Below are 14,666 nucleotides of genomic sequence, written 5' to 3' on the forward strand. Positions count from 1 at the left end.
GGGGTTTTTTTTCACGATCCGCGCATCCGCAACGATGGCTGCGTGACAGCGATAACAGGACGCCGAGGAGCCATGACATGAACGATCCCCGCATCCGCCGCATCGTGATCGTCGGCGGCGGCACCGCCGGCTGGATGGCGGCGGCGCTGCTCGCGAAGGCTCTCGGGGCGGGTGTCGCCATACGCCTGGTCGAATCGGCCGAGATCGGCACCGTGGGCGTGGGCGAGGCCACCATTCCGCAGATCCGCCACATCAACCGCTTCCTCGGCATCGACGAGGACGACATGCTGCGTGCCGTCCACGGCACCTACAAGCTGGGCGTGCAGCTCAACGGCTTCGGCCGCCTCGGCGACTCCTACCTGCACGCCTTCGGCGACCTCGGCCTGCCGCTGGGGCTGACGCCGTTCCACCACTACTGGCTGCGCGCCGTGCAGGAGCGCAGCCGCGCGGACGCGCCGGACCTGTGGGCGTACTCGCTCAACGCCGCGGCCGCCGCCGAGAACCGCTTCGCGCCGCTGGAAACCGTGCCGGACAGCCCGGTCGGCGGCATCCGCTACGCCTATCATTTCGACGCCTCGCGCTACGCCCAGTACCTGCGCGAACGCATCGCGCCTGGCGCGGTGCAGCGCACCGAGGGCAAAGTGGTGGACGTGCGCCTGCGCGCCGGCGACGGTTTCATCGAATCGCTGCAGCTGGACAACGGCGAGATCGTCGAGGGCGACTTCTTCATCGACTGCTCCGGCTTCCGCGGCCTGCTGGTCGAGGGCGCGCTGAACACCGGCTACGAGAACTGGCAGCACTGGCTGCCCTGCGACCGCGCACTGGCCGTAGCCAGCGCGCCGGGCGGCCCGATGCGCCCGTATACCCAGGCCAGCGCGCGCACGGCCGGCTGGCAGTGGCGCATCCCGCTGCGCCACCGCGTGGGCAACGGCCACGTGTACTGCAGCCGCTTCATCAGCGACGACGAAGCCGCCGCCCAGCTGCTGGCGAACCTGGAGACCGAAGCGCTGGGCGATCCGCGCCCGCTGCGCTTCGTCACCGGCATGCGCCGGTTGGCATGGAGCCGCAACTGCCTCGCGCTGGGCCTGGCCGCCGGCTTCATGGAGCCGCTGGAATCGACCAGCATCCACCTGGTGCAGTCCGGCATCAACCGCCTGCTGGCGATGTTCCCCGACCGCCACTGCGAGCGGCAGCTGGTGGACGAGTACAACCGCCAGACCCGCTTCGAGTACGAACGCGTGCGCGATTTCCTGATCCTGCACTACAAGGCCACCGAGCGCACCGACACGCCGTTCTGGCAGCAGTGCGGCGCGATGGACATCCCGCCGGCGCTGGCGCGCCGCATCGAGTTGTTCCGGCGCACCGGCATGGTCTTCCGCGAGGCCGACGAGCTGTTCACCGAGACCGGCTGGGTGCAGGTGCTGCTGGGCCAGCGCATCGAGCCGGAGCGCCATCATCCGCTGGCCGACGCGCTGACCGCGGAGCAGCTGGACGGTTTCCTCGCCGACATCCGCACCCTGGTCGGCCGCGCGAAGGACGCGCTGCCGCCGCACCACGAATTCGTGGCGCGCGCGGCCGGCAGCCTCGCCGCATGAGCGCCGCAGCATTCCACCGTGACCGGGGACCGACCATGATCCGACGCATCGCTTCGTCCCTGCTCTTCGCCCTGCTCGCGCTGGGCGGCTCCGCGCCGGCGACGGCCGCGGCCGCGCCCGCCGCTCCTGCTGCATCGGCACCCTCCGGCGTCTGGTACGAGATCTTCGTGCGCAGCTGGTACGACACCGACGGCGACGGCATCGGCGACTTGAACGGCGTCACCGCGAAGCTCGACTACCTCAAGTCGCTCGGCGTCGGCGGCATCTGGCTGATGCCGATCAATCCCTCGCCCAGCTACCACGGCTACGACGTCACCGACTACTACGCGATCAACCCGCAGTACGGCACGATGGCCGATTTCCAGCGGCTGCTGCGCGAGGCGCACCAGCGCCACATCAAGGTGATCATCGACCTGGTGATCAACCACACCAGCGACCGGCACCCCTGGTTCGAGGCCGCCCGCGATCCCGCTGATCCGCATCACGACTGGTACAGCTGGGCCGGCCCGCACACCGACCTGCACGCCGCGGACGCCGCCGGCGCGCAGGCCTGGCATGCACTCGGCGCGACGCACTACCTGGGCGACTTCTCCAGCAACATGCCGGACCTTGACTACGACACGCCGGCGGTGCGCAAGGAGATGGTCAAGCTCGGCCAGTACTGGCTGAAGAAAGGCGTCGACGGCTTCCGCCTCGACGCCGCCCAGCACATCTACTACGACTTCAAGGCGGACGCCCACAATCCGCTCACGCTCAAGAAGAACCTCGCCTGGTGGTCCGAATTCCGCCAGGGCCTGGATGCGGTCAACCCCGCGGCCTACGTCGTCGGCGAGGTGACCCGCGACTCCGCCGACGAGCTGGCGCCGTACTTCAAGCCGCTCGACGCGGTGTTCGACTTCCCGCTGGCGACGCAGCTGATCGACAGCGCGAAGCACGAACGCGCCGGCGATCTCGGCGCACTGCTCGCGCACACCGATGCCGCCTACCGCAAGGTCGCCGGCAAATCCGGCGTGGACGCGCCGTTCCTGTCCAACCACGACCAGGAACGCGTGATGAGCCAGCTCGACGGCAACGCGCAGCACATGCGCATGGCCGCCGCGATGCTGCTCACCCTGCCCGGCCAGCCGTTCGTCTACTACGGCGAGGAGCTGGGCATGCGCGGGAAGAAGCCCGACCCGGACCTGCGCGAGCCGATGCGCTGGCACCGCGATCCGCACGGCGCGGGCGAGACGCGCTGGAAAACGTTCAGTGCCGGCGACGGCCCCGACGTTTCGGTGGAGGCCGAGCAGCAGGCCGGCGATTCGCTGCTGCACTACTACGCCATGCTGATCGGCTGGCGCCGTGAGATCGGCGCGCTGCGCGACGGCACGCTCACCGCGCCCCCGCTGGCCAACCCGCACATCGCCGCGTGGCAGCTCGACGCCGCCGGCAGCCACGTGCTGGTACTGCACAACCTGTCCGGCCAGCCGCAGCAGGTGCCGCTGGGCGACACCCGTTTCCGCCACGTGCTGCGACACAGCCGCGCCGGCACCGCGCTGCGGCGCGGCCGCCTGACATTGCCGCCCTATGCCAGCGCCATCCTGGACTGAACCCGCGACCCGCGAGGAGCCCGCCATGACCATCCCCCCCACCCGTACCGCAAAACCCGGCCCGGCCCTGGCCGCCTGGCTGTGGCTTGGCCTCGCCCTGGCTCCGGCGGGCGGCATCGCTGCGGCCGTCCCCGCGCAGACTGCACAGGCATCTCCCATGGATCAACTTGCCGACCACGCCATCACGATCGACTTCGGTGCCGACCGGCTGGACGTCCACTTCATCGCGCCCGGCGTCGTGCGCGTGCATTTCGAACCCGGCCGCCATGCCGGCGCGCCCGCGCTGGTGCTCGACCCCGCCGCCGCACCGGCGCACTTCGCGCAGGTACGCGGCACGCGGAACGCCGACGGCGCGAGCCTCGCTTCCGCCGCCGCCTCGGTCCACTGGGATCGCCAGCAGCGCCAGCTGCGCATCGACGACGCACGGCAGCGCACGCTGCTGCGCATCGACGTCGATGCGCTGCGCCACGGCAAGCTGCAGGCGCAGCACGCCGCCGCCGACGCGATGTACGGCATCGGCGGCTACAACGCCACCGAGGACGCTTCCGCCGGCATGCTGCGCGGCGGCAAGCAGGTGGCCAGCGCCGGCGAGCAAGGCCATGCCGGCGCACCGTTCGTGTGGAGCAGCGCCGGCTACGGCGTGCTGCTGGACAGCGACGGCGCCACGTTCACGCTGCAGCCCGGCACGATCGGCGCGACCGGCCCGCGCAAGGATACGGACGTCTATATTCTGCTCGGCACGCCGCCGCAGCTGTTCGGCGCGCTGGCGCAGCTCAGCGGCCGCACGCCGCTGTTCCCGAAGTGGGCGATGGGCTTCACCAACAGCCAGTGGGGCATCGACCAGAAGGAACTGCTGCAGATCGTCGACACCTACCGCGCCAGGCACATCCCGATCGACAACATCACGCTGGACTTCGACTGGAAGGCCTGGGGCGAGGACGACTACGGCGAGTTCCGCTGGAATCCGGCCAAGTTCCCCGATGGCCCCAGCGGCGCCTTGAAGAAACGGATGGATGCCCGCGGGATCAAGCTGACCGGCATCATGAAGCCGCGCATCCACGTCGACACGGTGGAAGGACGCTACGCCAGCGCGCACGGTTTCTGGGTGCCGGGCGAACAGGTCAGCGACGATTATTTCTCGCACAAGCCGGTGAAGAACATCGACTTCGATTTGCCCGCCGCGCGCGCCTGGTTCGGCAAGCTGGCGATCAAGTACGGCTACGACGACGGCATCGTGGGCTGGTGGAACGACGAGGCGGACACCACCGGCAGCGATACCGAGTTCATGAACATGCAGCGCGCGCTGTACGACAGCCAGCGCGGCGTCTCGAACCAGCGCGTGTGGTCGATCAACCGCAACTTCTGGCTGGGCTCGCAGCGCTATGCCTACGGCCTGTGGTCCGGCGACATCCCCACCGGCTTCCCCAGCATGGCCGGCCAGCGCGCGCGCATGCTCAGCGCGATCAACGTGGGCGCGATGCAGTGGGGCATGGACGGCGGCGGTTTCAAGGACGGCACGCCGACGCCGGAGAACTACGCGCGATGGATCCAGTTCGGCGCATTCACGCCGATCTTCCGCGTGCACGGCGAGCTGGGCCAGAAGCGCCAGCCGTGGGTGTACGGCGCGGTCGCGGAGAAGGCCGCGACCGCCGCGATCCGCCTGCGCTACACGCTGATTCCCTACATCTACAGCTACGAGCACGCGCGCCGCGCCACCGGCGTCGGCCTGGTGCGTCCGCTGCTGTTCGACTGGCCCGAGGATCCGAACCTGCGCAACGACGTCGACAGCTGGCTGTTCGGCGACTGGCTGCTGGCCTCGCCGGTGGTCGTGCAGGGCCAGACCGCGAAGGACATCTACCTGCCCGCCGGGCGCTGGACCGACTGGTTCAGCGGCAAGGTCTACGACGGCGGCCGCAGCATCCGCCTGGCGATCGACAGCACGACGTGGAGCGACATCCCGCTGTTCGTCCGCGACGGCGCGATCATCCCGACCCGCCCGCCCGAGGACTACGTGGGCGAGCAGCCGCTGACCCAGCTCGACGTCGACGTGTTCCCCGCCGCGCAGCGCAGCACGTTCGACTACTACGACGACGACGGCAGCACCTACGACTACGAGCACGGCGCGTACTTCCTGCAGCCGCTGTCGGCGCAGCGCCGCGCCCACGCGATCCAACTGGAACTCGGCGCCGCCAGCGGCAGCTTCAAGCCGGCACTGCGCTTCTACCTGCTGAAGGTCCATGGCGCCGCGGCCGCCAGCGTCGGCCAGCTGAAAGCCTACGCCGATCTCGACGCCCTGCAGCGCAGCGGCGGCGAAGGCTGGGCCCGCGGCCACGACCGCTACGGCGACGTCATCTACGTACGGGTGGCCGCCGCGCGCGCCGCGCAAATCACGATCGCCATGTAGGGCCTACCGGCTGTTCAAGGTTTCCTGAAAGCGCAAGAACCCCGGCGTTCCCGTGCGGGCACGCCGGATCCACTCACCTGCGGAGGGATGTTCGATGGGCAATCAAGGCAACGCAAGACACGGCTCGAAATCCACCCTGGCGTGCGCGCTCGCCGCGGCGCTGGCGCTCTATGCATTACCGGCCATCCACGAACAGGCGCGGGCCGCCAGCAACGACAACAACGTGGAATGGAGCGGCCTGTTCCACGACCAGGGCCCGCTCTACGACAACCACGTCGAGCCGACTTCCGCCCAGGCGGTCACGCTGACCCTGCGTACCTTCAAGGGCGACATCACCAGCGCCAACATCAAGTACTACGACAGCGCCGACGGCCTGTTCCACTGGGTGGCGATGAGCTGGACGGCCAACGACCCCACCGGCAGCTTCGACTACTGGAAGGGCACCGTGCCGGCCAGCGCCTCGAAGAAGTACTACCGCTTCCAGATCAACGACGGCAGCGCCACCGCCTGGCTCAACGCCGCCGGCATCACTTCCGCCGAACCGTCCTCCGGGGATTTCTTCATCCTGCCGGGTTTCACCACGCCGGCGTGGATGAAGAACGGCGTGATGTACCAGATCTTCCCGGACCGTTTCTACAACGGCGACAGCAGCAACGACGTCACCAACGGCCAGTACACGTACGCGGGCTGCGCCACCGAGAAGCATGCCTGGGGGACGAGCGTGGTGGCCAACGTCAGCGGCTGCAACACCGCCGTGTTCTTCGGTGGCGACCTGGCCGGCATCGACCAGAAGCTGGGCTACATCAAGAACACCGTCGGCGCCGACATCATCTATCTCAACCCGGTCTTCCTCTCGCCGAGCAACCACAAGTACGACACCGAGGACTACATGACGGTGGACCCGGCGTTCGGCAGCAACAGCACGCTGCAGACGCTGAGCGCCGACATCCACAGCACCAGCAACGGACCGAAGGGTTACCTGGTGCTCGACGGCGTGTTCAACCACACCGGCGACACCCACAAGTGGTTCGACCGCTACAACTGGTGGACCAGCATCACCGGCGCCTACGAGTCGCAGTCCAGTCCGACCTACGGCTACTACACCTTCCAGAGCTGGCCCAACACCTACTCGGCCTTCTTCGGCTTCTCCAGCATGCCCAAGCTGGACTACGGCGCCAGCGGCTCGGCGGTGCGCAACGCGATCTACGGCAGCACCGGCTCGGTGGTGAAGACCTACCTGCAGGCGCCCTATTCGATCGACGGCTGGCGCCTCGACGCGGCGCAGTACCTCGACGCCGGCGGCGGCAACGGCAGCGATACCGCCAACCACCAGATCATGGCCGAGCTGCGCAGCGCGGTGAAATCGGTCAACGCCAACGCGGACATCCTCGGCGAGTTCTGGGGCAATGCCGGCCCGTGGACCAGCGGCGGCGACCAGTGGGACGGCGCGATGAACTATGACGGCTTCACCCAGCCGGTGTCGGAGTGGATCACCGGCCAGGACTACGGCGGCAACGCGGCGAGCATCCCGGTCTCGCAGTTCGACAGCTGGCTGCACGGCACCCGTGCGAACTACCCGACCAACGTGCAGCAGGCGATGAGCAATTTCCTCAGCAGCCACGACGTCACCCGCTTCGGCAATCGCGCCGGCGGCGACATCTGGAAGACCTACCTCGCGCTGTTCTTCCAGATGACCTACGTCGGCACGCCCACGATCTACTACGGCGACGAGTACGGCATGCAGGGAGGCGCCGACCCGGACAACCGGCGCACCTTCGACTGGACCGTCGGCAGCATCACCAACAGCGCGGTGGCGCTGACCCAGAAGCTGGTCGCGATCCGCAACGCCTACCCGGCGCTGCGCACCGGCTCGTTCATGACCCTGCTCACCGACGACGCCAACAAGCTGTACGCGTACGGCCGCTTCGACGCCACCAACCGCATCGCGGTAGCGCTGAACAACGACAGCGTGTCGCACACCGTCACCGTGCCGGTGTGGCAGCTGAGCATGACCAACGGCAGCACGGTCACCGAGCTGATCTCGGGCACCCAGTACACCGTGCAGAACGGCCAGGTCAGCGTGGCGGTGAACGGCCATTACGGGGCGATCCTGGCGCAGTAGAGCGGTTTCATGGCGGCGGGGCGGATTCGCTCCGCCGCCGCGAGCTCGCATTCGAGCCTGCGGAATCCAGTTGACCGGACCGTTCGCGCTGAGCATGGTTCGCGCGGCTAACGGAGCCGAAGCGCCGCTTCAGCCGTATCGATGCCGGAACCACGTACCCGCCCCACGCGATCCACCGCATGAATACGTATGCAACCACTGGTTGCTGCAGTGCGACGCTGCCTACCATGCAGGACAAACCAGCCCGTCGTTGATGTTGCAATCGCAGCATGCGGGATATGCCACGCCGTGACATAACAGCCGTCGGAGGGCCCATGCTGATGATCCGGATCGCCCCTATCCAAGCCCGCGTGGCCACGCCATGCTGAGCCTGCTGCTGACCACGGCGCTGGCCGCCAGCGCCAGCGCGCCGGTCTGGCACGACGGGCTGGACTGGCATGGCGTGCACGTCGGCATCAGCCGCGACGCGCAGCACAACTACACGCTGGCGTGGCCGTACGGCGAGCGCGTGATCGCGGCGCAGCCGTTGCGCAGCGAGACCGCCAGCACGCTGTTCGACGGACTCTTCGCGATGGCGCAGGACGACCTGGCGCTGGATTCGGTCAGCGCGATCCGCGACGGCGCGTTCGACCACGGCCAGCCGATTCCCTGCCAGTGCTTCGTGACCGGCCTGAAGTGGCCCTACGTGTGGACGCGCGACCTGTCCTACGCGATCGACCTGGGCCTGTGGCGGTTCGACCCGGCGCGCTCGCGCAACGGGCTGCAGTTCAAGCTGTCCGGCGTGCGCGTTGCGTCCGCGCCGCAAGGCTTGTACCCGATGCAGGACACCGGCTCCGGCGGCAGCTGGCCGATCAGCACCGACCGCGTGGTGTGGTTCCTCGGCGCGCGCCACCTGCTCGGGGACAAGGCCTTTGCCGGCGACGTCGACAAGGCGCTCGGCGCCACCCTGGCGCAGGATCGCCAGTACGCGTTCGACACCACGTTCGGCCTGTACCGCGGCGAGACCTCGTTCCTCGACTGGCGCGAGCAGAGCTACCCCGCGTGGACGGCGGACGAAGTGACCTTCATCGCGCAGTCCTTCGCGCTGTCCACCAACGTGCTGCACTACCAGGCGCTGCAGCTGGCCGCCACGCTGGCCGACGGGCGGCACGACGCGAAAGCGGCGGCCGGCTACCGCAGCCAGGCCGCCGCGCTGAAGAGCGCGATCAACACGCACTTCTGGCGCGCCGACCGCGGCATGTACATGAGCTACATCGGCGGCGACGGCACGCCTTACGACAGCTACGACCTGCTCGGCATCGCGCTGGCGATCGACAGCGGCGTGGCCGACGGCGAACGCGCGCGGCAGGCGCTGGCGAATTACCCGACCTGGCCCGCCGGCAGCCCGGTGATCTGGCCCGAGCGTTCCGACCAGCCGATCTACCACAACCGCGCGATCTGGCCGTTCGTCAGCGCCTACGCGTTGCGCGCCGCACGCATGACGGAACAGCCCGCGCGCATCGCGCACGAGATCGAGTCGGTGATGCGCGGCGCCGCGCTGTACGGTTCCAACATGGAAAACTACGAGCTGCTCACCCAGGGCCAGCACGTGGACGAAGGCAAGCTCAGCGGCCCGGTGGTGAATTCGCCGCGCCAGCTGTGGTCGGTGGCGGCCTATCTGGCGGTGGTCACCGAAGGCGTGTTCGGCCTCGGCGAAGACGGCCGGGTGGAACCGAAGCTGCCCACCGCGCTGGTGCCGATGCTGTTCGGCCAGCGCCACGCGATCACGCTCGACCTGCGCGACCGCCGGATCACCCTGCGGCTTCCGGAAAAATACACCGGCAACCTGCTCGTCGCCGATCGCACCGGCACGCACGGCACGGCCACCACGGTGACGCTCAAGGCGGTGCAGGTGCCGGACGCGCCGCTGCGCACCGATGCACCGCTGTACGCGCCCGTCGCGCCTGCCGCGCCGCTGCTGCATGCCGACGGCGACGGCTGGAAGATCACGACGGACGGCAAGGTGCGGCTCTACCTCAACGGCCAGGTTCACGGCAGCGTCGACGGTGACGGCCATCTCGCGCGGCAACCGGGCCTGGCCTGCCTCAGCGCCACGCGCGTGGATGCGCACGGGCTGGAGTCGCTGCACAGCCCTGACACCTGCGTGGGCGAGGCGGCGAAGGTCATCGGAAACTGGCCGCGCACGTGGACCGCACCGGCCGGCGGCAACTATCGCGTCGCGCTCGACTACGCGAACGACCACGGCCCGATCAACACCGGCATCACCGCCGCGGTGAAGATGCTGGTGATCCGCTGCGCGGGCGGCGACGAGCAGCGCCTGCCGATCGTGATGCCGCACAGCCTGCGCACGCAGCCATCCACCTGGGGCCGCTTCGACGCCAAGGCCGGCGCCACCTGCCGGTTCACGCTCGACGACGGCTTCAACATGAGCTATCTCGGCCACTTCGCCCATTACACCGGTGGCAGCGGCGGCAGCGATGGCGCCTTGAACCAGGCCGACGTGCACGCCCTGCTGATCGCCCCGCTCGCCACCGGCCACGCCACCCCATGAAGGACGGCACCCTCTTGAACAACAAACCGGCGCTGTCGTTCTGGCAGATATGGAACATGTGCTTCGGCTTCCTCGGCCTGCAGTTCGGCTTCGCGCTGCAGAACGCGAACGTCAGCCGGATCTTCCAGACCCTGGGCGCCGACGTGAACGACATCCCGGCGCTGTGGATCGCCGCGCCGCTGACAGGGTTGATCGTGCAGCCGATCATCGGCCATTTCTCCGACCGCACCTGGAACCGGCTGGGCCGGCGCCGGCCGTACTTCCTGGTCGGCGCGGTGTTCGCCTCGCTGGCCCTGCTGTGGATGCCGAACGCGCCGGTGCTGTGGATGGCCGCCGGCCTGCTGTGGATCCTGGACGCATCGATCAACGTGTCGATGGAGCCGTTCCGCGCCTTCGTCGGCGACCAGTTGCCGACGCAGCAGCGGCCGAGCGGCTACGCGATGCAGAGCTTCTTCATCGGCGTGGGCGCGGTGGTGGCGTCGGCGCTGCCGTGGATCCTGGCGCGGTTCGGCGTGGCCAACGTGGCCGCGGACGGCGGCATCCCCGACACGGTGAAGTACGCGTTCTACGCCGGCGGCGCGGTGCTGCTGGGCGCGGTGCTGTGGACGATCCTGCGCACGCGCGAATACCCGCCCGCGCAACTGCAGTCGTTCACCGACAACGTGGCGGAAAAGCCGCCAGTGGACGCGGCGCAGGCCTGGCGCCCCGGCCTGGCGCTGCTGGTGGCCGGCATCGCGGTGCTGTTCGCCATCGGGCATTTTGCGCTGGAGAAAGAGGTCTACCTGCTCGCCGGCGGCCTGCTCGTGTTCGGCCTGCTGTTCGTCTGGCTGGGCCTCACCCGCAGCCGCGGCATGCTGCGCGAGGTGATGGGCGATCTCTACGACATGCCCGCCGCGATGCGCCGGCTGGCCTGGGTGCAGTTGTTCTCCTGGTTCGCGCTGTTCGCCATGTGGATCTACACCACGCCGGGCGTGACGCAGACCATCTACGGCACCACCGACGTCGGTTCGGCGCTCTACAACGAGGGCGCGAACTGGGTCGGCGTGCTGTTCGCCGCGTACAACGGCTTCGCCGCGCTGGCCGCGGTGGTGATCCCGCTGATGGTGCGCCGCTGGGGCCTGCGCATCAGCCACCTGCTGAACCTGGGTCTGGGCGGCGCGGGACTGCTGTCGTTCCTGGTCATCCGCGACCCGCAGTGGCTGCTCGTCTCGATGGTCGGCGTGGGTTTTGCGTGGGCGTCGATCCTGTCGCTGCCGTACGCCTTGCTGTCGGACAACCTGCCGGCAGCGAAGATGGGCGTCTACATGGGCATCTTCAATTTCTTCATCGTGATCCCGCAACTGCTGGCCGCCAGCGTGCTCGGCCTGCTGCTGCGGTTGTGCTTCCATGACCAGCCGATCTGGGCGCTGGCGCTGGGCGGCGCCTGCCTGCTGGTCGCCGGCCTGTTCACCCTGCGCGTGCGCGAGCCGGTCTACGTGCCACCCGCAGCCCTCGCCAGCGGAACCCCGACATGATCAGGAAAACGACCCTGCTGGCCATCGCGCTGACGCTGGCCTGCGGCTGCGCGCAGGCCGCCACGACCGCCACGCCGGAATTCGTCGGCACCGATGCGCCGTTCGCATCGAACGCGATCTACTTCGTGCTGACCGACCGCTTCGTCAACGGCGATCCGTCGAACGACCAGCGCGACCAGGGCGGCGCCCACCGCACCTTCGACATCCCCGTGCCCGGCGCACCGCCTGGCGAGAGCGCGAACATCGGCTACCTCGGCGGCGATTTCAAGGGCGTGCTGGACAACGCCGGCTACATCCGCGGCATGGGTTTCGGCGCGGTGTGGATCACCCCGATCGTGGACAACCCGAACGAGGCGTTCACCGGCGGCGACCCGGTGAGCTGGGGCTCGAAGTTCACCGACCGCGGCAAGACCGGCTTCCACGGCTACTGGGGCGTCAACTTCTACAAGCTCGACGAACACCTGCCCAGCAAGGGCCTCGACTTCGCCCAGTTCACCACGAAGATGCGCGCGCACGGCCTGAAGACCGTGCTCGACATCGTGGCCAACCACGGCTCGCCTGCCTTCACGATGCCGAAGGCACAGCCGATGTTCGGCCAGATCTACGACAAGCACGGCAAGCTGGTCGCCGACCAGCAGAACCTGCCGCCGTACCGGCTCGACCCGGTGCGCAACCCGCTGCACCGCTTCTATCACGCCTACGACGACCTGGTGCAGCTGTCCAACAACGACGACCGGAACCCGGCCGTGCTCGACTACTTCGTCGGCGCATACAACCAGTGGGCCGACCAGGGCGCCGACGCGTTCCGCATCGACACCATCAGCCACATGCCCACCGCATTCTGGAAACAGTTCGCCGCGCGCATCCGCGCGAAGCACCCCGGCTTCTTCATGTTCGGCGAGGCGTTCGACTACAGCCCCGACAACATCGGCCAGTACACCTGGCCACAGAACGGCGGCATCAGCCTGCTCGACTTCCCGCTGCGCGGCCGCATCGCCGACGTGTTCGAACACCCCGGCAGCGACTACGCGAAACTGCTCGACCGCCTGTATCTCGCCAACGGCCCGTACCAGAACCCGTACGAGCTGGTGACCTTCTACGACAACCACGACATGGCACGGTTGAACGCCAGCGACAACGGCTTCATCGACGCCAACAACTGGCTGTTCACCGCGCGCGGCATCCCGGCGATCTACTACGGCTCCGAAACCGGCTTCGAGCGCGGCAAGGCCGAACACCAGGGCAACCGCAACTACTACGGCCAGCAGCGCATCGACGCGGCATCGGAAAGCCCGATCTACCGCCAGCTCAAACGCATCGCCCAGCTGCGCGAAAACACCCCCTCCCTGCAACGCGGCCTGATGCTGCCGCTGCGCTTCGCCGGCAACCAGGCGGCGTTCTACCGCGTGTACCAGAAAGGCGACGTGCATCAGATCGCGCTGGTATTGCTCAACAAGGGCGACGCCGCCGCGCAATTCGACGTCAGCGACTACCTGCAGGCCGGCCGCTGGCAGCCGGCGCTCGGCGGCGCCGCGATCGACGTGCCCGAAGGCGGTAGCCTGCGCACCGGCGTCGCGGCGCACGGCGTGCAGGTCTATCTGCTGGATGCGGCGGCGAAGCGTGCGGACTTTGTGGCGGAACTGACGCGACTGATGCAGGAGCGCGGGCATCCAGAGCACTGATCCGCCCGATTCAACACTGCGGGACCAGGCTGCCAAATCAGGCGGCAATCAAGAAGCTGATGTGCCGATTTTCGGGCTTGGCATAACGACGTCGGACCCGATGGTACGGGATGGCCGCGGGATTAAACTGGAATTTGAAATCTACCTGGCGCCAAGAGCCCATGTCCGGTTTACGAATCTCGACAAGCCGAGAGGAGCTTGATGTCCAGCTCATCCATCACTTCTTGTCGGAGCAATCGCATTGGGCAAGGGGCATTTCCATCTCGTCGGTTCGCACGTCGTTGGCCAACTCCTTGTGCTTCGGGGGGGTTTCTTGGCCAGTCTCAGGTTGCTTTTGGCAGAGTCGTTACTGATTACACCCGCTTCGGATATCTCATGGACATATTCGTGCTCCCCGAGCACCGCGGCTTCGGTCACGGCAAAGCCATTGTTCATGCCATCTGTCAGCACCCGGACTTGCGGTCGGTGGCCCTCATGCTTCGCACATCCGACGCACCCGCTCTGTACGAAAAATTTGGCTTTGAGCAGCTTCCCAGCCCAGACAAATATATGCGTCGCCCGGCAGTGCCAAGGCGCGGCCAACTCGGCGGCGCTGGCCTGGACCCTGACAATTCCCGCAAGACTTCCGATCAAGCCCAGGCGCATGATGCTTTTGCCCTGAGCTTTCGGGCCGATGAAGGGCAAGGGAGCCATGAGCTTTGATTTTTATTTATACCGCGCCTCTCCTGGCTTGCCTGCAATCAATGACTGGAAGAAAGATCACGCCGAGCCGCTGGGAACACCAGCCGAGCTTCGCGCCAGAGTCAGTGAGTTATTTCCTGGCTTGACTTGGCTGGGGGATGCAGGTGGACGCATGTCAGCCCAAGGCCAGGGGCTCGGTGAATCAATCGAGTTGAGTCTGAATCCAAACAAAGGACCATTCGTGCAGTTCGTCGTGACCTATGCGTCTCCCCCAGTGCTCAGAAAACTAATGGAGGCGCTAGGGTTGAACTACTGCTGCACTCCAGAATCCGGTGAGTTGCGCGATCCATTCTCGGTTGGTGACAGCTGGCGAACATCCCCGTGACTCGCCCTGACTATTCCGTATGAGGCTTCCGATCAATACCGTGCGCTCGAAGCTTTCGCCCTGAGCTTTCGTGCCGATGCTTGTCGTCATGTTGTTCTCTCGTTTCGTACTGCCTTGTCAGCGCTGTGCGGGATGCAACGATG

At 67.6% G+C, this 14,666-nt stretch carries 9 protein-coding genes; all 9 read left to right on the forward strand.

Annotation, left to right across the window (positions count from 1 at the left end; genetic code table 11):
* Positions 1-77: 77 nt before the first annotated feature.
* Positions 78-1,595: a tryptophan halogenase family protein gene (locus KK131_RS15080; protein WP_214557547.1), complete on the forward strand. Its 1,518-nt coding sequence runs from the start codon at positions 78-80 to the stop codon at positions 1,593-1,595.
* 35 nt (positions 1,596-1,630) lie between these two features.
* Positions 1,631-3,184, forward strand: a complete 1,554-nt coding sequence (locus KK131_RS15085; protein ID WP_214557548.1) for an alpha-amylase family glycosyl hydrolase — start codon at positions 1,631-1,633, stop codon at positions 3,182-3,184.
* 25 nt (positions 3,185-3,209) lie between these two features.
* On the forward strand, positions 3,210-5,588 hold the full coding sequence (locus tag KK131_RS15090; RefSeq protein WP_345777265.1) for a TIM-barrel domain-containing protein: 2,379 nt from the start codon (positions 3,210-3,212) through the stop codon (positions 5,586-5,588).
* A gap of 94 nt (positions 5,589-5,682) precedes the next feature.
* On the forward strand, positions 5,683-7,710 hold the full coding sequence (locus KK131_RS15095) for a glycoside hydrolase family 13 protein (RefSeq protein ID WP_214557549.1): 2,028 nt from the start codon (positions 5,683-5,685) through the stop codon (positions 7,708-7,710).
* A gap of 361 nt (positions 7,711-8,071) precedes the next feature.
* The gene (locus KK131_RS15100; RefSeq protein WP_214557550.1) at positions 8,072-10,261 is read left to right on the forward strand and encodes a Six-hairpin glycosidase-like protein; all 2,190 of its coding nucleotides are present in this window, start codon (positions 8,072-8,074) and stop codon (positions 10,259-10,261) included.
* Complete coding sequence (locus tag KK131_RS15105; RefSeq protein WP_214557551.1) at positions 10,258-11,775, forward strand: MFS transporter; 1,518 nt, start codon at positions 10,258-10,260, stop codon at positions 11,773-11,775. Before KK131_RS15100 ends, KK131_RS15105 begins: the two co-directional genes overlap by 4 nt.
* Positions 11,772-13,457, forward strand: coding sequence for an alpha-amylase family glycosyl hydrolase (locus KK131_RS15110; protein ID WP_214557552.1), 1,686 nt, complete (start codon positions 11,772-11,774; stop codon positions 13,455-13,457). Before KK131_RS15105 ends, KK131_RS15110 begins: the two co-directional genes overlap by 4 nt.
* A 201-nt stretch (positions 13,458-13,658) precedes the next feature.
* On the forward strand, positions 13,659-14,159 hold the full coding sequence (locus tag KK131_RS15115) for a GNAT family N-acetyltransferase (RefSeq protein WP_250887321.1): 501 nt from the start codon (positions 13,659-13,661) through the stop codon (positions 14,157-14,159).
* Positions 14,149-14,523, forward strand: coding sequence for a hypothetical protein (locus tag KK131_RS15120; protein ID WP_214557553.1), 375 nt, complete (start codon positions 14,149-14,151; stop codon positions 14,521-14,523). Before KK131_RS15115 ends, KK131_RS15120 begins: the two co-directional genes overlap by 11 nt.
* Positions 14,524-14,666: the final 143 nt, after the last annotated feature.

The sequence above is a fragment of the Rhodanobacter sp. LX-99 genome, assembly GCF_018599185.1.
Taxonomy (GTDB): Bacteria; Pseudomonadota; Gammaproteobacteria; order Xanthomonadales; family Rhodanobacteraceae; genus Rhodanobacter.

Bases quoted from the DNA above. Each gene is read 5' to 3' on its own strand.
- KK131_RS15120 (WP_214557553.1), top strand. From the start codon at position 14,149: ATGAGCTTTGATTTTTATTTATACCGCGCCTCTCCTGGCTTGCCTGCA.
- KK131_RS15105 (WP_214557551.1), top strand. From the start codon at position 10,258: ATGAAGGACGGCACCCTCTTGAACAACAAACCGGCGCTGTCGTTCTGG.
- KK131_RS15095 (WP_214557549.1), top strand. From the start codon at position 5,683: ATGGGCAATCAAGGCAACGCAAGACACGGCTCGAAATCCACCCTGGCG.
- KK131_RS15100 (WP_214557550.1), top strand. From the start codon at position 8,072: ATGCTGAGCCTGCTGCTGACCACGGCGCTGGCCGCCAGCGCCAGCGCG.
- KK131_RS15085 (WP_214557548.1), top strand. From the start codon at position 1,631: ATGATCCGACGCATCGCTTCGTCCCTGCTCTTCGCCCTGCTCGCGCTG.
- KK131_RS15090 (WP_345777265.1), top strand. From the start codon at position 3,210: ATGACCATCCCCCCCACCCGTACCGCAAAACCCGGCCCGGCCCTGGCC.
- KK131_RS15110 (WP_214557552.1), top strand. From the start codon at position 11,772: ATGATCAGGAAAACGACCCTGCTGGCCATCGCGCTGACGCTGGCCTGC.
- KK131_RS15115 (WP_250887321.1), top strand. From the start codon at position 13,659: ATGTCCAGCTCATCCATCACTTCTTGTCGGAGCAATCGCATTGGGCAA.
- KK131_RS15080 (WP_214557547.1), top strand. From the start codon at position 78: ATGAACGATCCCCGCATCCGCCGCATCGTGATCGTCGGCGGCGGCACC.